At 57.2% G+C, this 25083-nt stretch carries 20 protein-coding genes; 14 read left to right on the forward strand and 6 right to left on the reverse strand.

What is annotated here, in order from left to right; genetic code table 11:
- Positions 1-552 precede the first annotated feature (552 nt).
- The 3 genes from Poly24_RS22180 to Poly24_RS22190 all read left to right on the forward strand — a co-directional run bounded on the left by Poly24_RS22180 (position 553) and on the right by Poly24_RS22190 (position 3383).
- Positions 553-1167 carry a hypothetical protein gene (locus Poly24_RS22180; protein ID WP_145100832.1) on the forward strand — a complete coding sequence of 205 codons (615 nt, stop codon included), beginning with the start codon at positions 553-555 and terminating at the stop codon, positions 1165-1167.
- Positions 1164-2150 carry a DUF262 domain-containing protein gene (locus Poly24_RS22185; protein ID WP_145100835.1) on the forward strand — a complete coding sequence of 329 codons (987 nt, stop codon included), beginning with the start codon at positions 1164-1166 and terminating at the stop codon, positions 2148-2150. The genes Poly24_RS22180 and Poly24_RS22185 overlap by 4 nt, the downstream gene beginning before the upstream one ends.
- 375 nt (positions 2151-2525) lie before the next feature.
- Positions 2526-3383 carry a hypothetical protein gene (locus Poly24_RS22190; protein ID WP_145100838.1) on the forward strand — a complete coding sequence of 286 codons (858 nt, stop codon included), beginning with the start codon at positions 2526-2528 and terminating at the stop codon, positions 3381-3383.
- Between the two features lie 669 nt (positions 3384-4052).
- On the opposite strand, the gene Poly24_RS22195 is transcribed toward Poly24_RS22190, so the two are convergent.
- The 3 genes from Poly24_RS22195 to Poly24_RS22205 form a co-directional block, all read right to left on the reverse strand.
- Positions 4053-5390, reverse strand: a complete 1338-nt coding sequence (locus Poly24_RS22195) for a hypothetical protein (protein WP_145100841.1) — start codon at positions 5388-5390, stop codon at positions 4053-4055.
- A 171-nt stretch (positions 5391-5561) separates the two neighbouring features.
- Positions 5562-6554 (reverse strand): uracil-DNA glycosylase, encoded by a 993-nt coding sequence (locus Poly24_RS22200; RefSeq protein ID WP_145100844.1) that lies wholly within the window; start codon positions 6552-6554, stop codon positions 5562-5564.
- On the reverse strand, positions 6551-7492 hold the full coding sequence (locus Poly24_RS22205; protein WP_145100847.1) for a dihydroorotate dehydrogenase: 942 nt from the start codon (positions 7490-7492) through the stop codon (positions 6551-6553). The genes Poly24_RS22200 and Poly24_RS22205 overlap by 4 nt, the downstream gene beginning before the upstream one ends.
- A gap of 548 nt (positions 7493-8040) precedes the next feature.
- Here Poly24_RS22205 and rpe point away from each other — a divergent pair.
- Together rpe and Poly24_RS22215 are read left to right on the forward strand one after the other, a co-directional pair.
- Positions 8041-8739 (forward strand): ribulose-phosphate 3-epimerase, encoded by a 699-nt coding sequence (gene rpe, locus Poly24_RS22210; RefSeq protein WP_145100850.1) that lies wholly within the window; start codon positions 8041-8043, stop codon positions 8737-8739.
- Between the two features lie 9 nt (positions 8740-8748).
- Positions 8749-9336, forward strand: coding sequence for a histidine phosphatase family protein (locus Poly24_RS22215; RefSeq protein ID WP_145100853.1), 588 nt, complete (start codon positions 8749-8751; stop codon positions 9334-9336).
- Positions 9337-9369: 33 nt separating this feature from the next.
- Here the strand turns inward: Poly24_RS22215 and Poly24_RS22220 are convergent, their stop codons facing one another.
- Entirely contained in the window at positions 9370-12630 is a 3261-nt protein-coding gene (locus tag Poly24_RS22220) for a response regulator (protein WP_145100856.1), read from the reverse strand.
- Positions 12631-13096: 466 nt separating this feature from the next.
- Between Poly24_RS22220 and Poly24_RS22225 the strand changes: the two genes are divergently transcribed.
- Both Poly24_RS22225 and Poly24_RS22230 read left to right on the forward strand, forming a co-directional pair.
- Positions 13097-13981 (forward strand): GDSL-type esterase/lipase family protein, encoded by an 885-nt coding sequence (locus Poly24_RS22225; RefSeq protein ID WP_197452100.1) that lies wholly within the window; start codon positions 13097-13099, stop codon positions 13979-13981.
- Positions 13982-14083: 102 nt separating this feature from the next.
- Entirely contained in the window at positions 14084-17155 is a 3072-nt protein-coding gene (locus tag Poly24_RS22230) for a M28 family peptidase (protein WP_145100862.1), read from the forward strand.
- Positions 17156-17226: 71 nt separating this feature from the next.
- Here the strand turns inward: Poly24_RS22230 and Poly24_RS22235 are convergent, their stop codons facing one another.
- Positions 17227-17952 (reverse strand): YceH family protein, encoded by a 726-nt coding sequence (locus Poly24_RS22235; RefSeq protein WP_145100865.1) that lies wholly within the window; start codon positions 17950-17952, stop codon positions 17227-17229.
- 359 nt (positions 17953-18311) lie between these two features.
- Here Poly24_RS22235 and Poly24_RS22240 point away from each other — a divergent pair, with 359 nt between their 5' ends.
- From Poly24_RS22240 to Poly24_RS22260, 5 genes are all read left to right on the forward strand, one after another.
- Complete coding sequence (locus Poly24_RS22240; RefSeq protein ID WP_145100869.1) at positions 18312-18812, forward strand: hypothetical protein; 501 nt, start codon at positions 18312-18314, stop codon at positions 18810-18812.
- Between the two features lie 15 nt (positions 18813-18827).
- On the forward strand, positions 18828-19244 hold the full coding sequence (locus Poly24_RS22245; protein ID WP_145100872.1) for a TadE/TadG family type IV pilus assembly protein: 417 nt from the start codon (positions 18828-18830) through the stop codon (positions 19242-19244).
- A gap of 43 nt (positions 19245-19287) precedes the next feature.
- Positions 19288-20340: a VWA domain-containing protein gene (locus Poly24_RS22250; protein WP_231753287.1), complete on the forward strand. Its 1053-nt coding sequence runs from the start codon at positions 19288-19290 to the stop codon at positions 20338-20340.
- A gap of 2 nt (positions 20341-20342) precedes the next feature.
- Positions 20343-20771: a TadE/TadG family type IV pilus assembly protein gene (locus tag Poly24_RS22255; RefSeq protein ID WP_145100875.1), complete on the forward strand. Its 429-nt coding sequence runs from the start codon at positions 20343-20345 to the stop codon at positions 20769-20771.
- Positions 20772-21160: 389 nt separating this feature from the next.
- A complete protein-coding gene (locus tag Poly24_RS22260) occupies positions 21161-21685 on the forward strand; it encodes a hypothetical protein (protein ID WP_145100878.1) in 525 nt (174 codons plus the stop codon).
- Positions 21686-21733: 48 nt separating this feature from the next.
- Here Poly24_RS22260 and Poly24_RS22265 read toward each other — a convergent pair whose 3' ends face one another.
- Positions 21734-22186, reverse strand: a complete 453-nt coding sequence (locus Poly24_RS22265; protein WP_145100881.1) for a hypothetical protein — start codon at positions 22184-22186, stop codon at positions 21734-21736.
- A 325-nt stretch (positions 22187-22511) separates the two neighbouring features.
- Here Poly24_RS22265 and Poly24_RS22270 point away from each other — a divergent pair, with 325 nt between their 5' ends.
- A complete protein-coding gene (locus Poly24_RS22270) occupies positions 22512-23285 on the forward strand; it encodes a DUF6690 family protein (protein ID WP_145100884.1) in 774 nt (257 codons plus the stop codon).
- A 292-nt stretch (positions 23286-23577) separates the two neighbouring features.
- On the forward strand, positions 23578-25068 hold the full coding sequence (locus Poly24_RS22275) for a hypothetical protein (protein ID WP_145100887.1): 1491 nt from the start codon (positions 23578-23580) through the stop codon (positions 25066-25068).
- Positions 25069-25083: the final 15 nt, after the last annotated feature.

Below are 25083 nucleotides of genomic sequence, written 5' to 3' on the forward strand. Positions count from 1 at the left end.
GCTTCCAGTTCCATGATCGAGTAGGCAAAAACAAGAAGCACCGGCGTCGGCCACCGGAGCAGGTTGATAGCATCCGCTGGTGCGATCTGAATACCGGCTTGGGCCCGTGTTCGCTATGCCGGTTGGCCACCCGTAACTTTCGTGGCCTGCCATTGCCCGAATCCCTGCGACCGTTCCAACTACCACCAGGAACGGCTTCTGAATGTCGCCATCGTGAAGCAATCCTTGAGGCGTTATCCGATATCCAGACCTGCCGTGAGTTGATAATGTACCATCCCCAGATGCTCGGACCCAACATTATGGATCTTGCGGCGAGACGGCCGGGTAATGTCGGTGGGCCCTCAAGCAAACTGCCAAGAACTCGCCGAGAGTACTCTCGAAGGTGGATGGAGAAGCCCGTTTGCGATATCCTTACGCCAGACTCCACTTTGCAAAGCCCTTTTACTCGACATACCCCAGTCGAATGCACAGGGTATTCCCTATTCAATGCGACTGAAAACAACAGGATTTGACGTTCAAATGGTATTCGCATTTAGCATCGAAGATTAGCTGATGACGCTAGACGAATTTTTAGCCGACCTAAACTGCCAACGCACTGACGAGCAATTAATTGATTTTTGTCGGAAACGCGTGCTGCATGGAACTCCTCGTGTTTTCACGACGAGAGACGATGACTTCTATGAGTTCCGCAAGAAAATCGCCGTCAAATTTGAGATACCATTTCATGAAGTCTACATTACCGGATCTGCCAAATTGGGATTCAGCCCATTCAAGAGAAAAGACTTCGACTTGGATTCGGACATCGACGTAGCACTTGTCTCTCCGGCTCTGTTTGAAAGGATCATGTCCGACATCGCGGAATACCAAATGATGTTCAGAGACAACCGCGCAGTTGTTCGCGAGAGCGAACTCGAGATGTACCATGCCTTTTTGGAATATGTTGCGTTGGGCTGGATTAGGCCCGACAAACTGCCTATCTCATTTCAAATGGCTGCATTCAAAAATGACTGGTTTGATTTCTTTAGAAGCATCTCAAACGGAAATTCCGAAGTGGGGAACTACCAAGTAAATGCAGGTGTTTTCAAAAGTTATCTGCATTTAGAAAAATACACTTTCTCTGGAATCAAGTCGATCTACACCAAGCGAAAGCTGAGAACCGAGCAGTGACCAACCAAATTAAACCTTCTGTCACCAATCCAACGATTGCAGACATTTACGAAAAAGTTGACACCGACCGGCTTGTTCTCGCACCAGACTTTCAACGTAAATTTGTTTGGACGCAAGAGCACCAGGAAGACTTTCTTGACACGATACTTCATGGCTATCCATTCCCCGAAATATACGTCTGCCAAGGCGCAACTGACACAAAGAAATTACGAACAACACAGAAGGTCATAGACGGCCAGCAACGCCTTACTACAATCAAAAACTACATCGACAACGAATTCAAGAGAGAGCTGAAAAAGATACGTCCTTATGCAGCACTCACCGAAGATGAGAGGGAGGTCTTCCTGTCATACCAAGTCGTGGTGAGAGATATTGGAAAAGTTGACGATGGTATTGTGCGAGAAATCTTTCGCCGCATTAATCTTACCAAGTTCAAGTTGGACGATATTGAGATCCACAATGCAATCTACGACGGCCAATTTATTCGGGTCGCCAAAGAGCTGGCTGAAGAAGTATCGCTAAAGGAATTCGGCGTCTTTCATGAATCAGAGTTCACCCGAATGGCGGACGTGCACTTCTTCCTGTTGGTCATGTGCACCATCGTTCGAGGCGGGTATTTTCCTCGGGATAACGAAGTTGAAAAATGCGTCGCCGAATTCAATGACGAGTTCCCTGATTCACATAAAGTAAAGTCGCAAATTCTGAAATCGATTTCTTTTATCCAGGGGCTTCAATTGGAGCCCGATTCAATATGGTTCAGAAAGTCATGCTTCTTCACTTTAGTTGTTGAATTTACCAAGCTCAATAGAATTTCTGACGACATGACGGAGAGGCTCAACGCTTTTGATGCGGGAGTGATGGCAAGCAAAAATCGAAAGGAGACGGATCACGGAAGCTTTTATCATTCGATGTACTCCGGAACTAACGATCGCAAAACAAGAGTCAACAGATCCGATATGTTTAGAAAATACATTTTGGCATAGTTCGATCGACCGCGTCAAAAACTCATTGATTTTCTTCAATCAAGGGACATAAGACGCTTGACGTGTCACTAAGAGTGCAGGCGAGTTTTGCAAGATCGAACGTCGAATCGCGATCCAACTTGCGCAAACTGAGCTCACCTCAATCAGCGACTGATGGCAGGGATTGAATTGGGGAAACGGGCATGGAATGCAGTCGAAGTGAGCCAAGGACGATGACAGGACGTCCATAAATCGGCAAAATAGTGTCACCCAAAGCGATTCTCGTATTCGGCAAGAGTTTTCCAAGACTGATGAGAGCGGCTACAGGCAAGATCGCCCTGTGATATCGATAAACCCGCAAATTGTTTTGCACAAGATTACCACGGAAAATGACGCATGACGACCGAGTTCAATCGTATGACTGTAGTTGCCGCCGCCGAAGTGATCTCAGCTTTCAAATCTCATAACGACATGGCAGTCTTGGAAGTTGAGTGGGGCGTTGCAGGAAGGTGTGATGATTCAAGCAAGTCTGCACGGGTCGCAAGTTTATCAAGGATTGCCATTGAAGAAAACTTGACTGTGCTCAGCGAGAACGGCAATGTAGGCCTTTGCCGCGCTCTAGTCGAAACAGCTCTAACTGCACCAGAAAGCACTCACGAGATTGAAGCGTGGAAAAGGCTTATTGCCGGGCTTCATTTTGACGGATTCGAGATCGACGAATCAAAAAACGAGATCGAGAATAGCTGGGGAAGCCGCAGGCAGCGCAGTACGTTTACGCTGATACGGATGCTTCCAGACGACATTCCTGGCCTGGATTTTCGCGAGGCAGGCAACGAGATCGAAATACTTTTGGATAAATGTGGGTTCACAGTGGCAAAGGGCCACTTACGTCAGGCATTATCAGCCTTCCAAAGAGGCGAGTGGTCTTCAGCCAATGGAGAGTTGAGGAATTTCTACGAGTGCTATTTGAACGAGATCGCTAATGGCCTTGGCTACACAGGTCCCAATGATAGTAAATTGCGACGGGATTATCTTGGAAGCGGTGTTCAGTCGCCCTTCTTATTGGAAGCATACAACGAGTGGAATGCCAACAATCAAAAACCTCAGTTCGTTCAGGGACTGATGAGCCGAATGCATCCCCATGGCGGACACCCTGGTCTGTCGGAAGAAGAAGATGCAACATTTAGGATTCAGATTTCGCTTGTGACCGCACGCCTTTTTCTTCGTCGATACAATCAACGAAGAAGGTCTTGAGAACTTGATGAGAGTGATTGAGTGCCTATTTGACCAGGCGAAAAGGTTCAAAGACTAAAACACCTGTTTTTGGTTTGAGCGACCTGACACCAGGGAAGATGCAGTCGACATGGACCAGATTATTTCCTCAAACCGACGTGAGATAAGTCACGCTCAATCTCAAGTCGGTTGAGGAAATCGAAGCGATTCCTGGGTTTCTGTACCGCGCACCGGTGGCCGACGCCGGGGCTGGCAAGGATTGGCTGGTTTCGAAAGTTGGCGTTGAGGACGGTTTGTTCTACGTGGGTCGGCTTCCGTGCGTTGCCGAGATTGGCGGCCTGATGACGGGAGCTTTGCAATCGGGAGCGGAATTGCAATGGATGTCGGCGGTCGCTTGCTGCCTAGCGCGCGGTTCGCGTGACGGCGCTGGCAGTGAGGGATCCGGGTGATGCTCTTTAGCCCTGCGGCTTGGTCGCTTTCTGCAGAGCGGTTTGCCGCGTTGGGAGGGCTGAGAGTCCTGCGCTTTGGAAAAAGACTTCGCCTTGGTGGATCCTCACCAGCGTGGGGACAGCTCGGACTTGGTATTGCTCGGCCACCTCAAACGGTTAATAAAGCCCCGTTCGCGCGGTCGGCTGAAGCCTTTACTCCAGCGCGGCACGCGGTGATGCGGCGAAATGCAACACGACCTGCTCAGTACCCGAAACCAGCTCGCAAAACGAAGGTATCGTTGTTGTCGATATTATCGTTGGGGGAGTAGCGGTAATCGAGCTCGCGGTCGAAGACATAACCGGCTTCGAAGAATCCAAATCGGCGACCCGATTGAATCAGGTCGCTGCGGCCCCATTCGAGTCCAATCATGACGCGGATATCGTTCATGTCGATCGAATCCGTCGCCCCGTCTTCACGCTCCACCGTCCAACTGCCACCGCCATACTCGGCCGACATGTACCACCAAACATCCTGCGTTCCGACAGTCGTCAAATAGTGCGACAGCTTCGGAATCGGGAAGAAGAGGTCCCAGCGGGAATGGGGTGTCGGCTGCCAAAGGAAACCGCCGGCGGGAATGATTTTGATGTCGTTGCGATCGACGTAGTAAACGCCCAACTTGAGCGTTGAGGTTGGCGTGATCCTCAACTTCGCCAACGCCTTGCCCATGATGCGAAAGCTGTCGCTGTTAAACGTATCGAAATCGGTGAAGACCCCGGTCCGAATCCCCAGTTCGGTTCCGAACATCAGGTTGGGATCGCTCTGCCAGCCGACTTCGACAAACGCACTGTATGCCTTCGACGGCAGATCGGCACCGGTCGAACTGTTGGGTCCCTGCCATTGGTGCAGCGAAAACGACGGCAGAACATACAAAGGTTGAAAGCTGCCCAGAAAGTTGGGCCAGCTGAGAGCCAGCGAAAAATCGCTGTCCAGCACATCTAATGATTCGGGCGAATCGTTGCCACTGACCCAAGCCTGACGAAAACGCGGCCCTTGCAGGTATTGGAATGACCCTTGTCCGGCATCGAACATCGTTCCCGGCGGGTTCCAGCCCTGCATCGTGGGAGCGGGAATGTTCCAGTTCAAACCACCGGGAAACAACACGGGGGGAGCGGTCCCCGGATAGACCGACGACGGGTAGGCGCCGGTTTGCCCCAACGGCGCGTTTGTCGCTTGCGGGGGATAAGGGGACGGATACGGCGACGGCGCGGGGGCTCCGAAGGTCGAAGCGGCGGGGTTCCCGTAGGCCGATGGAGTCGCTGGATACCCGATCGGACCGGCAGTGGGAGCTGAGTTGAAGCCGCCGCCAAAAAATCCCGACATCGGGTTGGTGTTCGGTTGCGCTCGATAGGGATCGAACTGAGGCGCCCCGAGCGAAGCGGCTGGCGGTGCGATCGGTTGCGTGTTGGGTGGCAGCGTCGGCGCGACGGTTTGCGGATACGGAGGACTCTGCAACGCATTGGGGGACGTCGAGGGGACGGGAACCAGGTTCGTGCTGGGAACGCCGGACGAACCACCAAAATTGGGGTTCGTGCGCAGCATATTATCTTGGGCGAATCCCCCATTTATTGACAGAATCGCTAAAATCGCGACTCCCAACACCCGATAAGTTCTGATACGGACCAATCCGCACTCCCTGTTTGCATCCTCGCGCAGGACATCCTGCAGCCATCGCGGGTGGTAACTTTCGGGAGGACCGCCCGTCAAGGGCAATCAGGGAGCTAGCGTGCCCATGTCGCGCATCATCATCTGCATGTCTTGCCAGACCGCCCCCTTCATCTTTGCATTTCGCAGCAAATACGAGGGGTGGTACGTGACGACGACTTTGCTGCCGTGATAGTTGTGAAAACGGCCTCGCATCCTACCGATCGACGGCGCCGATTGAAGCAGCGATTGTGCTGCGAACAATCCCAAGCAAACGATGTATTCGGGCTGAATAATTTCCAGCTGTGTCTCGAAGAAGGGACGGCAATTTGCTAGCTCATCCGGCAGCGGGTTACGGTTTCCCGGGGGCCGGCATTTCAGCGTGTTCATGATATAGACTTCGTCGCGCGATAATTTCGTCGCTTCGATAATCTTGGTCAGCAATTGCCCGGCGCGGCCGACAAACGGAACCCCTTCGCGATCCTCGTCAGCTCCGGGCGCTTCCCCGAAGAAAACGACGCGGGCTTGTCCGTTTCCGGCCCCAAACACCGTCTGCTTCCGGGTGCAGGCCAGTTCGTGGCAACGCGTGCACTGCGCCACCTGCTGACGCCAATGCTCCAACGAAGCTTGTCGATCGGCGATCGGCTGCGGAACCGTCGTATAGACCGTGGGCCCCTGATCGGACGACGGCGCAGGTTTCGCGGCGGGCTGGCGAATTTCGGGAGGTCGTATCGGAGCAACCGGCGGCGGTGCGGGAGCGGATGGCGGCGGTGCGGCATCGGATGGCGGCCTGACGGGTTCCTGAGGCACAACCGCCGAGGGGGCAACCGCGGCGGCAGAAGCTTCTTCCGCCAAGCTTCCCGACGTCGCAGCGGTCGACGCCACGGGTTCCGTCGCGACAGGCGGAGCGAAGGCAGCCGCCCACTGGGCGACAGCATCGGCATCGGACACAGGCAGGTACGCGACCCCCACACGCTGCAAATGCTGCAGCAATTGGCCGACACCGACGCGGATTTCGTCAGCCGTTGGAGCGTTCGGGTTGTCGGCCGAGGCATGGGTCATGTGTCGACTCGTCGCGTGCTGTCGAGCGTTCCCACGACCTCGCGAACCGATGTCGCCTGCAGTTCCTGCAACGCCGCGGGCAATTGATCGATCAACCGCGTCGAGACTTGCGGATCATAATAATTCGCGGTGCCGATCTGGACGGCCGTCGCTCCGGTTACCAAGAATTCCATCACATCGTCGATCGTGGCGATCCCGCCGATGCCAACGATCGGCACGCTGGATGCCGATCGGACCTGCTGAACACAGCGCAATGCAACAGGCTTGATCGCGGGTCCGCTGAGCCCCCCCATCACGTTCCCCAACATCGGTCTGCGGCGACGCCAATCGACCGCCATCCCCAGGACGGTGTTGATTAAACAGACGCCATCGGCTCCGGCGTCCGCTGCCGCGGAAGCCACGTCGGCGATCCGGGTAACATTGGGGGTTAGTTTGGCCAAGATCGGCAGATCGCAGCCCTTACGCGTTGCCGCGACCAAGCGATGGCAGGCCTGCGGATCGGTACCAAAATCGACGCCACCGGAAACATTGGGGCATGAAACGTTCAATTCCACCGCCGACGCCAACCCGGTCTCGCCGATCCGACGCGCCAATTCAACGAATTCGTCCTCGGTGCGTCCTGCGATACTGACGACAATCGCCGTGCCGATCGACGCCAAATAGGGAAGATGATGCGATAGAAACGCGTCGATTCCATCGTTATCCAGGCCGATCGAATTCAGCAGCCCCGCCGACGTTTCCACCGTCCGCCATGGGGCGTTGCCAACCCGCGGCTCGGCAGTGATCGTCTTGGGCAAGATGCCTCCCAGGCGAGAACAGTCGACCAGGTTCGCCATCTCACGCGCATATCCAAACGTTCCCGAAGCGACCATGATCGGGTTGGGAAGGGTCAGGCGGCCTATCTGAACAGAAAGATCAGTCAATGCAGTGGGGTCCATGTTCAAAGGTTGGTTTACAGCAGGGCAAAGCATAACACATCGGCCGGTCGATCGTCGCGGAGGGCTGCCCGTTGGTGGGGGGGCACGACGTCAAAAAAGCTTGAATCCAAGGCAATCTGACGCTGCCGGCACGGGGAATCACGGGCTCCCACACAACGTTTTCAGGGCGGGTAATTCGCTTGCTTTTTGAAGCCGCCCGACGACAGTGGTACAGGATTCCAACAAGAGCTTGCGGTGGAATAATTTATCAAACGGCCGCAGCTGAGCAATTCTAAGCGGTGGCGGCGAAATTCATCAGGTTTTGGCCGCCCGCACCGATTGAGCGGCTTGAGGACTAGCTGGGGTTCGCTAGCATCAAGGGAGCTGAACGATCGGTCGATGAAGGCGTTGTGCCCATGGGAGCGAAACAACGTTGCCGAATCGCGGGGGTCGTTGCGGTAGCAAAATCCCTTGCCCAAAAATATTAGAAATCAATTTCGGACCGTAGGTGTCGCTCGCGCCGCCTACCCTTAGCAGACATCCAGCCAATTGAACTGACAGGCGTTTTGATGACCAACCCACGTGTAAAGCAGCTTTTCGAAGCCTCTCCGGTAATCTTGCCGTCGCTGCTGCAATGCGATTTTGGCAATCTGGAACGAGAGGTCCGACAACTGGAAGAAGACGGTTGCCAAGGGCTGCATCTGGACGTCATGGATGGCGTCTTTGTTCCCAATATCTCGTACGGTATGCCGGTCGTCGACGCCATTCGCAAACTAACCGACCTTCCCTTGGACGTCCATTTGATGATCCAAGATCCCGGCAAATATGCACAAGCGTTCAGTGACGCCGGCGCCGACCTACTGACATTCCACGTCGAAGCGGTTGACGAAATCGCGCCGGTGTTAGACAACGTTCGTTCCTTGAACATGGGGACTGGTCTGGTTTTGAACCCGGGAACTGCGATAGAAGCAGTGACTCCTTTTCTTAACGAGATCGATGTAGTCCTGGTGATGAGCGTGGACGCCGGTTTTGGCGGACAAGCTTTTAACCCCGTTGCACTCGACAAACTGAAGGCGTTGCGAGCCATCAAGCCGGACCTGATCTTAGAGATCGACGGTGGCGTGAATCTCGAAACGATCGGAAGTTGTCGCGAGGCCGGCGCGGATTTGTTTGTAGTTGGTTCGGCGATTTTTCGCAGTTCGGATTACGCGGCCGCGTTGGACCGCTTGCGTTTAGAAGTGCAACGTCATGATCCTCACTCGAGTTAGCAGGAAAGTATGTTAAGCATTCTTTTGGTTCGTCCTGGTGCTACCGATTTCGACGATCAACGTCGAATCAAAGGTTCGTTGGATATGCCATTAAGCGAGTGCGGACGCGAACAGGTTCGGCGCACTGCGCAGGACGTGTCCACGTTCCATCTGCGTGCGGTCTATTCGGCCCCTTGCGAATCGGCACTGACCACGTCAGCGGAATTGGTTGCCGGGCGCGATATCCGCGTCAAGGCGATTCCGAATTTCCGCAACGTGGACCATGGCCTGTGGCACGGAAAATTGGTCGACGACGTCCGTCGCCAACACCCGCGACTGTATCGCCAGGGCGAGGAATATCCCAACCTGATTTGCCCTCCTGAGGGAGAGACGGTTGAACAAGCCAAACAACGCGTCTTCAAAGCGCTCCGGAAAGTCATCAAGAAACATCGCGATGGCGCGATCGCGTTGGTGATTCCCGATCCATTGGCAAGCATCGTCCACTGCATCCTCAGCGGCGAAGGCCCCAAGAGCTTGTGGTTGTCGGAAGTCGATACCGGCAACTGGGAATTGATCGAACTGGAAAGTTCGGACCTTCGCGAACCCGCGATGGTCTAGCCGTCCGACGGGCGACCTTCCATGGCGTGCGATTTATTCGCAGCCATTGGTTCGGTGTTGGATCCATTTCTCGACCTGCTCGGTCATCAAACGGGTCCGTTGTGCGAGATCGTCGAGATGCGAGACCGCCTCGGCGGTCTTCCCCTCGCGCGATAATCGCTCGACTTTCGCCGACAGCGACGCGACGTCCTCAAATTGCACGACCCGCGCGGTCCCTTTCAAGGTGTGCGCCCCGCGAGTCAAGACACGCTGGTCGCCGCTAGCGGCCGAACTTTGCAAGGTTTGAATCAGCTGGGGTGCCTCGACGACCAGTGCCTTGGCGATGGTCAGGGCATCCTTTTCGCTGAAATCGGTGCACAACTGGTTTAACCCCAAGTGCGACGCAGCGGGCTCGGGCACCGGTCCGTTGCTTGTCTTCGGTTCGGCACAATCCAACGCCGTCGCCCCTCTGCGAGAATCCGCGGGGGCAACGGACTTCGCCGCCGCCGGTTGCGAATGACTCCAGATGCGCGAATCGCTCGAATCCCCTTTGCCGCCGTTGCTACCGAGCACGCGAGTGACCTCAAGCACCAGGCTTTCTTGCGTCACCGGTTTGGAAATGTAGCCATCCATTCCGGCGTCGAAACATCGCTGTCGATCTCCCTTCATCGCGGCTGCCGTCATGGCGATGATCGGCAGATGACGCTTCGTCCCCGCTTCCCCCTTGCGGATCGCAACCGTTGCTTTGATCCCGTCCATCACCGGCATCTGCACATCCATCAACACAACGTCGTACCTGCGACGAGCGACATGCTGGACCGCTTCGCCACCATGGGTCGCCACGTCGACGTCACACTTTAGCCTTCGCAGCAGCCCCAAAGCGACCTGCCGATTGACCAGGCTGTCTTCCACCAACAGAACGCGCAACGCCTGCCCCGACGCCGCCGTCAGTTTCACTTGCGTTGAATCATCACTGGGACGCGGAACGATGCCGAGCAGCCGATGCAGCAGCAATTCTCGCAATCGCCGATGCCCCACCGGCTTGCTTAAATGGTCGATCCCCTCCTGTTTCCACCAATCGATCTGCGTGGGCGTGTAGGCACCGTGCATCATCACCACAGGCAGCTTCTCGCAATCGGGCTGCTGACGAATTTTCGAGACACACGGACGGGCAGCCAGGTCCCCTAACGTGTTGTCCAACAAGACGATCGAAACGGTTTGGTTCGCTAACAAATCGACCGCATCCTGGCCGCTGCTGGCACGCAGCGTTGTGAGCCCCCAGGATTCGAGCATTTCACAGACCGTCTCAAGATTCCGCGGATGATCGTCGACAACCAACACGCGGAAATCCGTCCCTCGCAGCGGATCGACCTCATTGGGCGAAGGTTGCAGGAAACGCATCGGCATCCGGACACGGAACCGCGACCCGGCGCCAAGTTCGCTTTCCAATTCGATCTTGCCATCCATCGCTTCGACCAGCTGAGATGAGATCGACAGCCCCAATCCGGTACCGCCAAATTCGCGCGTCGTCGAACTATCGGCTTGTCGAAACGCCTCGAAAATGTGTTGTTGATTCGCCGCTGCAATCCCCACCCCCGTATCGACAACATCGATCGTCAGTTCGACCTTCGCAAATTCCAGCTCCCGTGCCGTGATCTCAATATAGACATGCCCTTGATTGGTGAACTTGATCGCATTGCCGATCAAGTTGAAAAGGATCTGGCGCAACCGGCCCGGATCACTGACCATCCGCACCGGCACATTGGGAGCGATCCGGCAGATCAATTCCAGGTCTTTGTCAAATCCGCGGGCGGCTAACGTCGCGACCGTGGAATCGACACAGTCGCGGAAATCGAAGGGGACTTTCTCCAATGACAACATCCCGGCTTCGATCTTCGAGAAATCCAAGATGTCGTTCAGCAGCTGCAACAACCACAGGGCGCACTGCTGCATCGCCATCAGCTGGCTCTGCTGTTCCGGATTTAAATCGCCCGATTCCAACAGCTGGGCCATCCCCAGGATCCCGTTCATCGGCGTCCGAATCTCGTGACTCATGTTGGCCAGGAACTGACTCTTGGATCGGTTCGCCTTTTCCGCGACGTCGCGTGCATCGACCAACTGCAGCTGCACTTCCTTCCGCGTATCGATCTCTTTTTGCAATTCGCCGGTTCGCAGCAGCACACGATCTTCCAGGTCGTGTTCGGTGCGCATCACGGCATCGGCCAATTGATTGAATGCGTCCCCTAACGCCGCAATTTCGTCATCCGAATCGACTTTCGCCCGCAACTCCCGTTGCCCCGACGCAAACTGGCTGACGACGCGCGTCAAATGATCCAACGGAGCGGTGAATCGACGGGCAAGCCACTGGGTTGCGAGCCACACGAACACCAACAGAAGCGCTTGCGATACAAACAACAGCTTGGCCAACCGGTAGACCGGCGCATACGCTTCGGCCACGTTGATCTTGACGACCATTCCCCAGTCGCGAACACCAGGTTGCAAATGGATCGGTTGGTACGTCGCCAAAACTTCGTCGTCAGCAAGCCGCGTCTGCACCGCCTCGGCGCTCGTCTGCCCGTCGATCGCCAGCTTCATCACCGCCGCCTGTGCGCCCGTTTCAGGACGGGGGAGAGTCGCGGGGAAGAAATACTTCAAGTCGTCCCCGTCGAGCGATGCGACCAGGATGTCCCCCGACACCCCCAACCCATTGTGATCGCGTACCAGCTTGCATAGCGGCGTCATATCGCTGGCCACAAACAGCACGCCCAACACGCGATCGGATTCATCCGACACGGGCGCCGTCAGATACGACACCAGCATGTCGTTCCGCTCTCGCGGCGCCGCGACGAACGCAGTCTCCATTCCATGCAGAAAGCTTTCGTCGTTGGAAAAGTCCTTTCCAATTTGTTCTGGGTCGGTACTGGCGACGACCTTGCCACGCGTATCGGTCAACCAAGCGTCGACGATGCCGATGAACTGCTGCTTCGATTCGGTCAATACCCGTTTCATCGCCGCGTCTTTTTCCGCCGAACTACCGACCGTCCCCAGCGAAGCGGTTTCGGCCCGATAGCGGTTGGCATAGTGCCGGATCCGGACGCGTTGATGGTCGATGTATTCGGAAAAAATATGATGCCGCGTGGAAGCGACGATCCGCAACCGTTCACGCACCTGCTGGCGGACGATTTCGCGACTGACGTAAAAACCGACCAGCGACATCACCAGAGTCACCACAACCAGCAGGACCGTCACAAAGACGCAGACCTTGCGAGCGATCGAACCTGGACGTTGCTTCGATGCGGTTGCAGCCTTGGTCATGAAATTTTCTGGGCCCCTCGAATAATTGCCATCTCGGGCATGCGGTTTCCCACCATCCCAAGACCTCCACCACGCTCTCGCCTGATTCCAGCCTCCTTGTGCCGCGTCGCAAACCCGCGTTCACCCTGGCCTATCGGTGACCGCGCTCCGCGACCTCAACACAAGTTGCCCCTGACCGAATCTTCAAAAAACGTGATACCAATGCATAGTTGGTTCCGAACAGCTGTGATTCTAACAGTTCCGAAGTCCGGTCGTCTAGCAAAGGCATGCCTTCCCCAAGAGCAACTTGGCGTTAAAAAACCTCCTCCCGTCGGGCCCCTGTTGGTTCGGTCTTCAGGGCATCGAACGACCAGTCTCGGCGGCGCATCGAGGCAGTGCAACGGCGGAGATGCGCGGAATATCGCGCGCGACATTCCCGTTGGCTCGCGTTATACTGTTCCCATTCAAAGACCTCAGGAAACCCATCATGAATTACCAACGCATCTGCCTCGTATTGGCCCTTACGATCAGCACCTGCTACAGCGCCGATTCGACTGCAGACGACGCTTCCAGCATTCAAACCAACGACCGGATCGCCGTGGTCGGCGGCACGTGGGTCGAACGCCTGCAACAAAACGGCTACTTTGAAACCGCCCTGCAAAGCCTGGCCCCCAATCAAAATCTGACAGTTCGCAACCTTGGCTGGTCGGGCGACAATGCCCGCGCCGAAGCGCGGGCCGTCTTCGGCAGCCCTCAAGACGGCTATGCCCGGCTGCAGCGGGATCTTGCCGCCGCCAATCCAACCGTCGTCGTGGTCGGCTACGGATTTGCCGAAGCGATGAATGGTTTAGAGGCTGCCGAACGTTTTCCCGCCGACCTGCAACGCCTTCTGGACGACCAAGCCGCCGCGGGCGTTCGAGTCATCCTGTTGCAACCCTTTCACATGCCCGGCGTACGGACTCCCGATTACGACGCGGCCGAGAAAAGCGTTCGCCAAACGATCGCCCAAGCCGCTCAAGAGCGCAAGCTTCCGCTGATCGATCTGGCCCCCTGGGTCTCCGACGCCGATTTCGACAACGGCCTGCACCTGACCGAACAGGGCTACCAACAGTTGGGCGATCGGATTGCCCGCGAATTGCTGCACCAGGCCGCAGCCCCCGCCATCGATTACACCACTGCCAAAACGAAAGCGCTCCGCGACAAAGTGATCGAAAAGAACCAGCTGTTCTTTCACCGCTATCGCCCGCAAAACGAGACCTATCTGTTCTTGTTCCGCAAACACGAACAAGGGAACAACGCCGTCGATATCCCTCGTTTCGATCCGCTGATCGAAGCCCTCGACGGCGAAATCCATCAAGTCGCCGCGCAATAGCCCTCTCTGCGGCCCACGCCTCCCCGCGCCGCGACCGATCGGCCTACAATGAAGCGTCCGCACGGGGCGGATCCCACCAACGCATTCTTGAAGGACTGAAATATGCACCTCCCTCGCTACGCGACCGGTCTGCTTGCGGCCAGCCTTTTGCTGACGCCAGCAACCCTGTCGATCGCCGACGATCCCGACGCCGCCAAAACCAAACCGGCCGACGGCAAACCGGCTGCATCGGCCGACGTCGCCTCGCCACATCACGCTGCGGCCGGAGACCAGGAAAAACTGGATCCCAAGGAAGCGGCCGCCAAAGAGGCGGAGTGGTTGACCGGCACGCGGCAACTGACCTTCAGCGGCCGCCGTTCGGGCGAGGGCTATTACAGCGCCGACGGCTCGCAAATGGTCTTCCAGAGCGAACGCGAACCGGGCAATCCCTTCTACCAAATCTATCTGCTAGACCTCGAGACCGGCGATCTCGATCGCGTCTCCCCCGGCACGGGCAAGACGACCTGCGCCTGGATCCATCCCGACGGGAAGCGAGTCCTGTTTTCATCGACTCAAAACGATCCCGCTGCCAAGACGAAACAAGACGAAGAGATCGCGATCCGCGAATCGGGGAAACAGCGACGCTACAGTTGGGATTACGATCCGCAATACGAGCTGATGGCGTGGAATCGCGAAACTGAAGAATACACACAATTGACCGACGCCGAGGGCTACGACGCCGAAGCCAGTTATTCGCCCGACGGAAAACAGATCGTCTTCGCCTCCAACCGCGTCGCCTACGAGAGGGAACTGACGCCGAAAGAGGCCAAGCTGTTTAAGTTGGATCCGGCTGCGATGATGGACCTCTACATCGCCAATGCCGACGGATCGAACGTGCGTCGCTTAACCGATACGTTGGGATACGACGGCGGCCCCTTCTTCTCGCCCGATGGCAAGCGGATCTGTTTCCGGCGGTTCTCCGAAAACGGAGCCACTGCCGAAGTCATGACGATCGGGATCGATGGATCCGACCCGCAACAGCTGACCAACATGAAAGCGATGAGCTGGGCGCCGTATTACCATCCCTCGGGGGACTACCTGATCTTCACGACCAACCTGCATGGGTTTGGAAATTTCGAGCTCTACCTGATCGATGCGGCTGGCAAATCCGAACCCGTTCGCGTCACCTACACCGACGGTTTTGACGGCCTGCCCGTCTTCTCCCCCGACGGCAAACAGCTCTCCTGGTCGACCAATCGGACCGCCAGCGGCAACACGCAGATCTACACCGCCGCCTGGAACGACGCGCGGGCGCGCAAGCTGTTGGGGCTCGACGCATCGCAGACCGTCGACACGCAAGATGCCGAGGAGCTCGGTCGCCAAGCCGCCAGCCAATCGCACGCCGACTTCAAGCCATCGGACATCATGCGGCATGTCGATTACCTGTGCCGCCGCGAACTGGGCGGCCGCTTGACCGGCACGCCGGGCGAAAAAGCGGCGACCGCTTACGTCGCTGCCTATCTGGAAAACCTGGGCGTCAAACCGGCGGGCGCCGACGGCAGCTTCTTCCAAAACTTTGAATTCACCGCCGGCGTCGAACTGGGCGAAGGCAATTCGCTGACCGTGGGAGACGAGTCGTTTAAAGCCGGAACCGATTGGCAACCGCTGGCGTTTTCGAAAACCGGTGAATTCGAACCGGGCAACATCGTCTTCGCCGGCTACGGCATCGTCGCTCCCGGCTCGGAGGAGCATCCCGTTCAGGACGCTTACGTCCACCTGGATGTCGAAGACAAATGGGTGATGGTCTTCCGCCATCTGCCCGCCGACATCTCCGCCGAAAAGCGACAGCACTGGTCGGCCTACAGCAGCCTGCGGTTCAAGGCGATGGTCGCTCGCGATCGCGGCGCCCGCGGCTTGATCGTCGTCAGCGGTCCGACCAGCAAGGTCCGCGAACAATTGGTGCCGTTGCGTTTCGATGGCTCGCTGTCGGGAACCAGCCTGGGCGTGATCAGCGTCACCGATGCGATGGCGGCGAAGATCGTCAAAGCTGCCGGCGAGGAGCTGGCGGAACTTCAAAAGGAACTCGATTCGGGCGAGCCCGCGATGGGATTCGATCTCGGCGAAGCGAAGTTGACAGCCAAGATCGACGTTCAGAAGCAACAGCGCGTCGGCCGCAACGTGATCGGTCGTTTGCAAGTTGGCGACGCCCCGAGCGACCAGGCGATCTTGATCGGTGCCCACATCGATCACCTGGGAACCGGCGCCTCGGGAAACAGCCTCGCTCGCGACGATGAACGCAACGGAGTTCATGTCGGTGCCGACGACAACGCCAGCGGTGTCGCGGCGATGTTGGAAGTCGCTCAATACCTGACCGACCTGCAACGTCGCGGCAAGCTGCCCGCCAAGCGAGACATCTTGTTGGCCGCGTGGTCGGGGGAAGAGTTGGGGTTGTTGGGTTCCGACGCCTTTGCCGACAAATTCTACGATCTCTATCCGCAAGTACCGGCCCCCGAAGGGCATCCGCCGCTGTCGTTGTATCCCGCGATGTCAGCCTGCCTAAACATGGACATGGTCGGGCGGCTGCGTGAGAAATTGGTCCTGCAAGGGATCGGTTCTTCGCCCGTGTGGAACGGCGAAATCGAGCGTCGCAACGCTCCGGTCGGTCTCGCGTTGACCTTGCAATCGGATACCTACCTGCCAACCGATGCGAGCACCTTCTATATGCGTGGCGTTCCGATCCTGTCGGCTTTCACCGGATCGCACAGCGAATACCACACGCCGCGCGATACGCCCGACACCTTGAATTACGAAGGGGCAGCGCAAACGGCGCGTCTGATGGGGCTGATCGCTCGTTCGCTGGCGACCGCCGACGACGCTCCCGAATACACCAAGCACACCGCACCGCAACAACAGGTCCGGGCGCAGATGCGTGCCTACCTGGGCACGATCCCCGATTACGCCGCCGGCGATGTCAAAGGGGTGATGTTGAGTGGCGCTTCGGAGAATGGACCGGCAGCCAAGGCGGGAGTCCGCGGTGGCGACCTGATCATCGAACTGGCCGGACGTAAAATCGAGAACATCTACGATTACACGTACGCCATCGAAGCGCTCAAGATTGGCGAAGAGGTGCCGATCACGGTGCGACGCGGCGACAAAGAGGTGAAGCTGAAAGTCACTCCCGGTTCGCGCGATTGATCCGCGGCCGCGGCAGTTTCCCGCCGCTGAACGCTCGCCGGGCGTCAGCGGCGGATCGAGCGCGGCGAGGACTATGACTCGAGGATATCGAGTCGCTGCTTCAACTGAGCGACCTCTTCGGACAGGCGAGCGATCTCGTCACGCATCGATTGCAATTCGTCGTTCGCCGGAGCGACGGCAGCCGCAGCAGGAGCTGGCGTCGCGGGTTGCGAGGCGACAGCAACGGGCTGGGGCGGCGGCGAACTGCTGTCTCCGGTGAGCTTCTTTCTCAGGTGGGCCAGATCGGCGTCGGGGTAGAGGTTGTGCGTAAACAACTGACCGCGGCCTGGCGGCGTGAGCGCGACGATTAAGTTTTTGTCCAGCAACATCTGCAGAACCGGTTGCAGCGCCGCAAGATCTTGAAACGGTTCCATCCGTGAAGCCCGCGTCCGCAATTCGCCGGCGGTCTGTTCGCCGCGGAGCAGCAATTCGGTCAGGACCGCGATCTCGGGTCCTTTGACATCGAACCAATCGTAAGCGGTGTGACGATACTTGGGGACGCGGCCGCTCCCCTGGACTTCGACCGCAACCCCAACGCTTCGCAAACGATCCAGCGACAGATCGACATCGTCGTCGTTCAGCTGCATCTGCGGGGCGCGATTGCTCTTCTGATTACAACCGGCGGTCAACGAGGCGAGTGTGATCGGATAGTTATCGGGGGTCGTCTTCGCCTTTTCGATCAACACGCCCAACACACGGCGTTCGGTCGTACCAAGCGGTTTCCATTTCGGGGCGTCGGATTCTTGATCAACGTCCATTCTCACCTTCTCATCGATGGGTTGTAGGGGTTCGTCTAGCGGGATCGAAGCCGCCAGAATATGTCGCCATGGAACGTCGCGGCAAGCCCGGATCCGTTCAGAAACCCGCCCCCCAACGTCGCGTCGGCACAATCGTTGAGACCGGCACGCAATGCAAGATCGAACTATTTCACGGAACGATCAAGGTCGAATTCGATCGCATTGCGCCCCCGCTTCCAGATGAATGCTAGGCTTCACCCGAACGACACAGCATTTTACAGCGGAACCGAACGGATCCCTCTCACCAGCCCCGGTATCGCTCGCGCGGTAACCCTCCGCTGGTGTTCTTCGCTTCGTAGCTATTTCCACAAGGTCATCCCATGTCCAAGACAACACGTCGGAAGTCGAATTTTGTCGACCCCGAAACGCAGCTCTCGCTGCTCAAACGAATCACGTTCCATTGGTTTTCCTTTATTCTCGCCAACAGCGTGGCGTTGATGATCTGGTTGATATTGTTCGAACAGGAACCGGGCGGATCGTGGGGTGAAACCTGCAGTTTGTTCGTCCAACGGTACGCACCATTCCTGATCATTTCGGCGGCGATGCTGCCGATCTTCTTGCGCGACACGATGCGATTGAGCAACCGATTCGCTGGTCCGATTCAACGCCTGCGTCGAGCGATGGAAGCCGTCGCCGAAGGCTCACACGTCAAACCAATCAGCTTCCGCAAAGGGGACTTCCTGCAAGATCTCGCGGCCGATTTCAACCTCGTGTTGGCCCGACATCAAAAGCAACAACCCGAAAAAGCATCTCAGGAGACGAAGACGGATCCCCAGTTCTCAGCCTCCGAAGCGGAATCTGAATCCCCCGTTCGTGTTTAACAAGGCACCCCGACGATGACCCAAATGACTCCCGTACGAAGAGCGCGTGCGCACGCCCGCCGCGGTACCGCCATTGTCGAATTTGCAGTCTGCCTGCCGCTGCTGGCGCTGCTGGTGTTTGGAACAATTGAAGCGGCCAGTCGGATCTTTCTGAAGCAGACGCTCAGCATTTCCGCCTATGAAGCGGCCCGTCAAGCCATCCGCGTGGGTTCGACCACCGAGAGTTCCAAAGCCAGTGGCGATGCGATCCTGGCCGCACGCAAAGTGAAAGGATCGAAGGTCACCTTCGCTCCGACAGACATCACCAACGCAAGCCGCGGCGAATTGATCAAGGTCTCGGTCTCCGCGCCGACCAAAGACAATAGTCAGGTACTTGGCAAGTTCATCGCCGACAAAACGATCACGGCAACCGTCGTGATGGTCAAAGAGTGAACAGCTTCGCAGCGGGTCCATTCACACAACAAGGTTTAATCGCATGTTAGCACAGACAGACAGCTTGGTTCGACGGCGGCAGCTACCCGCCTCCCATCGCCGCGGTGCGATGATGGTATTTGTGGCCGTCTTGATGATTGCATTTCTGGCGACCGTCGTGTTTTCGATCGATTTAGCCCACATGCACCTGACCCGCACCCAGCTGCGTTCGGCGACCGATGCCGCAGCCAAGGCCGCCGCCCAAGAACTCTCAGCAACTCAGAGCCGCGATAGTGCGCGGCAGCAAGCCAAAGCCATTGCGGCCCAAAACCTGGTCGCCGGTCAACCCTTGGTGCTGCAGAACGCAGACATCAAATTTGGTCGCTCCGTTGCCGATCCGCAAACGGGCAAATTCGTCTTCGAAACCTCCGGCACGCCGATCAATAGCATTCAGGTGCTTGGCGATCGCTCCCGCGGCTCCGCCTCGGGTAGCGTGAAGCTGCTGTTCGGGGGCATCTTTGGCGTCGACGACTTTCAACCCGAACAAGAAGCCACAGCAACCTTTCTGGAGCGCGACGTCGTCCTGGTGGTCGACCGCAGCGGTTCGATGGCTGGCCAGAAAGCAACCGACTTAAAAAACGCGATCAGCATCTTCGTCAACACACTCTCGGGAACACCGGTGGACGAAGTCGTGGGACTCGCCTCCTACTCCAACACCGCCACCGCAGACGTGGCGTTGACGACGTCGCTTGGACAGATCACCACCGCGATGAATTCGATGCGGTTCTCCGGAACGACAAGCATCTCGGCGGGGATGAGCGCCGGCGGCGGAATCCTCAGCGGAGGACGCAACACCGACTTTGTCGAACGCACGATGATCGTGATGACCGACGGTATCCACAACTCGGGACGCGACCCACAAATCGACGCGCAAATCCTTGCCAACCAAGGTGTCTTTATCCATACGATCACGTTTGGTGCCGGAGCGGACATCACGCGGATGAAAAAGATCGCAACAACCGGCCGGGGTAAGCATTTCCATGCAGCCAACGGTGCCCAATTAATCGCGATCTATCGTGAAATCGCCCTCACACTCAGCACCCTGATCACGAAATAGCCATGAATCGCAAACACTCCACTCGACGACCATCCATCGCTTCGCAACGCGCTCGGCAAGGAGCGGTGGCTGTCGAATTCGCGCTGACCGCGGGGATCGCGATCGCGTTCTTCTTCGCTTCGTTTGAATTCTGCCGCGTCGCGATGATCCGGCACACGGTCGACAACGCCGTCTACGAAGCCGCTCGTTCAGGGATCATTCCCGGGGCGACGAGCAACGAAGTTCGCGCCAAGGCAACCGAGATCCTGGCGACGATCGGAATCACCAACGCGAACATCAAGGTGAATCCGGTCAACATAACCAGCAACGCCCCTAACTTGACAGTCGACATCACCGTGCCGATCGAAAAGAACGCGTTTGGCGCGTCGCTGTTTTTCAAAGGCAAAAACGTCCAACGCGTGCTAACAATGTCGCGTGAAACGGCGCAGTAGCCGCGCCTTGCGCAGTCTCTTATCGCGCCGCGTCGGCGAGCGCCCTCCCCGTCATTCGCTGGCGCTCTCCGGTCCGCGCGACCCTCTCCAGTCCCGGGCAAGATCTTGCGTCCCCTCACCTGGGGAACCGCTGTCAAACGGCCATGTGCCCACAGCGGCTTGACGCCTCTTTCCCACCGGCCCTTCCATCGAAACAACCGGAAAATCCTATCGATCTTACCGCACGTTGCGTTTTTGCATCGTATGTTTACTTGGGCCAACGTTCCGGCCCATTCGGTAAACTCAAGCAGTGAACCGGTCGGCAAATCATGGCGTTTGCACTTCGCAAGGTCGCCTTGGTTTTGTGCCGCTTCACGGCTCTACGTCAACTCGTCGCTGTTATCGTGTCCATGATTCGTTCTCAAGCTTCCTACCGATTTCCACTGGTCATGCTGTTGGTTGCGACCGCATTGACCGCCACTCCGGCGACAGCCGAAAGTGCCGCGGAAATCGATTTAGGCTCCAGCATCCTGACCGAACCGCCCGCAATCGATGACCGTGAGGTCTATATCGTGACCAGCAAGCTCCGCGGCACCGTTCCCAAGGTTGGCGCGATCATGCACGCATCGATCGCGTTCTGTCCCAAAGGGGTCTCGCCGGTGGTGTACGAGAATGGTGTAGCGGTCAGCAATTGTTATGAGTGCAAGCTCTACGGCACTCAAGTGATGGAACGCGGCTTCCAACTGGAACGAAAACGAATCGGTGTCACAGCAACGAAAGTCTGCGGGATCTCTGCCGCAACCGCCGAGCGACGGATGCGGAATCACAACGCACTGAACATCCCGATCTTGAACGATTGCCGGCATCACGTGATCCAAGCGTTGGGGCTTCGCAATCGCCGCGGGCATTTGAAACGCCCGATTGCGCTAAAGTAGCCTTTGCCTTCAGAGAAGCGTTCGTCGGCGCACAGCCCAGCGAATCGCTCAGGTGAACGCGGCTCGCATCTTCCCAGCCAGTCCCCAGAACTGATCCATGCTGGGCAACGGGTTCGCGCGATACTTCCCCGCGGCCAACTTCACCTCTTGGTCGACGTGCTTCGAGACGATCTCTTCCACCCTCTCCTGCGACAGATCGCTTTTTTCGATCTCCACGGCCAACAGCGCATCGGTCCGCTGCGATTCGATTTGGCTGTAATTGTAACTGGGCAGGAAGATTGTCCCGTTATAGAAATCGACAGCAAAGGCGACGATACCGGGGACGACAAACAACAGCAGCCCGACGCCATCGAGCGCAACGACCTTCCAATCGATGGGACCACCACGCGGCTGACCAACGCGTTCGGGAAAGAAGATGGTTCCGCATCCAGGCAGGGCCGCCGCCGATAGTGCCATAGACGCCTTGATGAGAAACTGACGACGATAATCAGTGATGGGCATCGCGGGCAAAGCTCCTAAATGAATTCGAGGGAATGCTGTTAGCAACGGTCAGGTCGTCCATCCGCTGCGACACCTCGAATAACCAAACCAGTGTTCGCGAGTCCAGGTCAAAAACGAGGGTTTGCGTCGAGGCCGCCAATGTCCGATGCGACCAGATACAGCGGTTGTGCTGCCAACAACAACAATTGGCAAGTTCGGGGCATGATTGGGACGACCTACAAGCGATGGGCTGAGCCCACAAAATTTTCCACCACGGATCGGTGCGAACAAACGTTCGGCAGGGATGCCAACCTTGTGACTGCGCTACGTGCTGGAGCACTCTGCCATGATTCAACGTCCTCCGATTTTGCTGTTGCTAGCAGGAGGCCTCGTCGGCGGGCCTTATGTCGCCACCGAAACCGAATTCGGCCAATCGCTGCAAGCCAAATTGACCCAGGTCACCGCCAGCGGAAGCGACGCTCAAAGCGGTTGGACCTCGCCATCGGCCGATGGTTTGGATTCGCACTACAGCACCGAAGCCCTCTGGGCGCGGGGCGACAAACACCCGCATCGCGATTTGGATTGGCTCAGCCACCCCAGCCAAGCGCTCGCCGGCGGCCCGTTCCAAGACTTCCGCGACATCTTGCGTTTTGATGCCACCCCCGCCTGGGTGACCGCCCAATTTTCGCGCGTCACGACCGTCCTGGCCGATCGCCAACTGGAAGGGCTCCGCGTCCCCGTCGTCACCGGGGCCAAACCGGACGACCTGGCTGGCACGATCACCTACTACTTCACCCCCCAGCATCGGCTGCAACGGATCAGCTTCAACGGTTTCACCGGCGATCCGACGCGGCTGGTTTCGCTGATGCTGGCCCACTACCACCTATCGCCCGACCATTCGCTGGGGACCGGCGGGTATTCGTATGGCTGGAACGGCAGCCCGTCGAGCCTGATGAAAATCACGCCCACCCCGGTGATCTATTCGGAGAGCCCCAATTCGCGGTTTACGGTTTTTCTGGAACTGAACCAGCCGAACGGGCCTTACGGGCTCAGCCACGCCGCGAGCGACATTCTCTCGGTATCGCGGACCGGCCAGTCGCCGCAACGAACTTCTTACTAGAATGAAGTAGATGTCGGCGCAGCGGCTCGGTGAGTCAGGCAATCAGCCGCCGCCGAGCCCCCGATTGGCAGTTTGCTGCCGCCCCCGCTGCGAGTCTAGCTAATCGAGGCACGAGCCCTCCCGTCGCGAATAAGCGATCTAATCGGTAGCGGGGGGTTAGGTGATTTAGCGACCTTTACGGGGTAAATCTGGTATTCTTGGAATTGTTGAATAAGATGACAGCAGTTCACACCCCTTATTAACTTCCGGCACGCATGCTCTCGTCCCTGGCCGGAGCGTATGGAGTTTCGAAATGGCAGCTCGCGACGATTCCGTCATTCGCGGCAGTTTGATTACCTGCATTATTGTTTTGGTCCTGTCGCTGGTCGGCAATTTCTTCATGTGGCAATGGGGCGATGCGGCTTCGCAAGAAAAGACCAAAGCAGCCGCTTCGTTGCAAAACGCGCAGAATCAAGTGCGGACCCAGGACAGCAAGATCCAGGTAATGGAGCGAATGCTGGGTGTAGGGCAGATGACCGATGCCGAGTTTGCTCAGATGCTGACCAGTGCCGGCGGCGACGACAAAATGAATTTGATCGAACAACAGTTCGCCCAAGATATGTCGTTGATGAACGAAGACGGCAAGAAGAACTATCACGAATTGCCTTCGTTCCTGATGCGGACGATTCGCGACAAATCAGCGCTGTTGGCTGCGGCGGAACAGCAGATCGCGCGATTGGGCAAAGAGAAAGACGCGATCCTGGAACGCGAAACCGCGCGAGCCGACAAAGCGGAAAAAGACAAGGATGACCTGAACACGCAACTGCAAAAAACGATGGCCGATCTGGCCAAGGCGCGCGAAGATCACAACCTGAAACAACAGCAGATGCAGGACTTGTTGACCAAATCGCAACAACAGATCACCGCCGTCACCACCTCCGCCGCCCGTGAGAAGACGCAATTGGTTAAACAGTCGACCCAATTGCAGACCACGATCGACGATCAAAAGAACACCATCGAAACGTTGCGTAACGACGAATTCGAAACACCTCAAGGCCGCGTCGTTCACGTAATGCCCGGCGGCAACGTCGTGTTCATCAATCTCGGCAGCGCCGATGGCTTGATCACCGGTGTGACCTTTGGCGTGATCGATCAAGACGAAGTCCGTGTCACCAACGTTGAACCCAAAGGGAACCTGGAAGTCACCGCGATTCTTGGCTCCCATCTGGCCCAGGCACGCGTGGTGTACAACAAAGAGCTTCGCAATCCGGTCATCGAAGATGATAAGATCTACACGCCCTTCTGGGCTCCAGGTCGCCGAGTCGAAATCGCACTGGCTGGGTTGATGGATCTCGACGGCGATGGAACCGACGATTCCGATCGGATCAAAGCGATGGTCAAATCGGTCGGCGCCACGGTCAGCGCTCAAGTTGACGCCCGAGGTATCGAAACGGGTGAACTCACCTTCGACACACGCTTCCTGGTTTTGGGTACCAACCCAGAATTTGGTGAAGGGGATGCCGACGCGGACGCGGGCAACGCTTCGGTTTTGGCAGCCGTCGGCAAGCTGAAGGCACGGGCCAAGCAACTGGGTATCACGACGATCTCGCTGAACAAATTGCTCGGTTATCTCCGCAGCTTGGATCAAGATCTTGTGATCCCATTGGGGACCGCTTCGCGGGCCGAAGACTTCCCGCCAACAATGACCGAAGGGTTGGGAAAACGCAGCCCAGGGAAAGTCTCGGAACTGTTTGACCGCAAGACTCCCGATCGCCAATCGGCTCCCAAAGTCGGCGGCAATTAAACCACTCGTGGCACC

It is taken from the genome of Rosistilla carotiformis (assembly GCF_007753095.1).
Taxonomy (GTDB): domain Bacteria; phylum Planctomycetota; class Planctomycetia; order Pirellulales; family Pirellulaceae; genus Rosistilla; species Rosistilla carotiformis.

Coding starts and splice junctions, on each gene's coding strand:
- Poly24_RS22180 (WP_145100832.1), top strand. CDS start 553: ATGACGCTAGACGAATTTTTAGCCGACCTAAACTGCCAACGCACTGAC.
- Poly24_RS22190 (WP_145100838.1), top strand. CDS start 2,526: ATGACGACCGAGTTCAATCGTATGACTGTAGTTGCCGCCGCCGAAGTG.
- Poly24_RS22195 (WP_145100841.1), bottom strand. CDS start 5,390: ATGCTGCGCACGAACCCCAATTTTGGTGGTTCGTCCGGCGTTCCCAGC.
- Poly24_RS22200 (WP_145100844.1), bottom strand. CDS start 6,554: ATGACCCATGCCTCGGCCGACAACCCGAACGCTCCAACGGCTGACGAA.
- Poly24_RS22205 (WP_145100847.1), bottom strand. CDS start 7,492: ATGGACCCCACTGCATTGACTGATCTTTCTGTTCAGATAGGCCGCCTG.
- rpe (WP_145100850.1), top strand. CDS start 8,041: ATGACCAACCCACGTGTAAAGCAGCTTTTCGAAGCCTCTCCGGTAATC.
- Poly24_RS22215 (WP_145100853.1), top strand. CDS start 8,749: ATGTTAAGCATTCTTTTGGTTCGTCCTGGTGCTACCGATTTCGACGAT.
- Poly24_RS22220 (WP_145100856.1), bottom strand. CDS start 12,630: ATGACCAAGGCTGCAACCGCATCGAAGCAACGTCCAGGTTCGATCGCT.
- Poly24_RS22225 (WP_197452100.1), top strand. CDS start 13,097: ATGAATTACCAACGCATCTGCCTCGTATTGGCCCTTACGATCAGCACC.
- Poly24_RS22230 (WP_145100862.1), top strand. CDS start 14,084: ATGCACCTCCCTCGCTACGCGACCGGTCTGCTTGCGGCCAGCCTTTTG.
- Poly24_RS22235 (WP_145100865.1), bottom strand. CDS start 17,952: ATGGACGTTGATCAAGAATCCGACGCCCCGAAATGGAAACCGCTTGGT.
- Poly24_RS22240 (WP_145100869.1), top strand. CDS start 18,312: ATGTCCAAGACAACACGTCGGAAGTCGAATTTTGTCGACCCCGAAACG.
- Poly24_RS22245 (WP_145100872.1), top strand. CDS start 18,828: ATGACCCAAATGACTCCCGTACGAAGAGCGCGTGCGCACGCCCGCCGC.
- Poly24_RS22250 (WP_231753287.1), top strand. CDS start 19,288: ATGTTAGCACAGACAGACAGCTTGGTTCGACGGCGGCAGCTACCCGCC.
- Poly24_RS22255 (WP_145100875.1), top strand. CDS start 20,343: ATGAATCGCAAACACTCCACTCGACGACCATCCATCGCTTCGCAACGC.
- Poly24_RS22260 (WP_145100878.1), top strand. CDS start 21,161: ATGATTCGTTCTCAAGCTTCCTACCGATTTCCACTGGTCATGCTGTTG.
- Poly24_RS22265 (WP_145100881.1), bottom strand. CDS start 22,186: ATGCCCATCACTGATTATCGTCGTCAGTTTCTCATCAAGGCGTCTATG.
- Poly24_RS22270 (WP_145100884.1), top strand. CDS start 22,512: ATGATTCAACGTCCTCCGATTTTGCTGTTGCTAGCAGGAGGCCTCGTC.
- Poly24_RS22275 (WP_145100887.1), top strand. CDS start 23,578: ATGGCAGCTCGCGACGATTCCGTCATTCGCGGCAGTTTGATTACCTGC.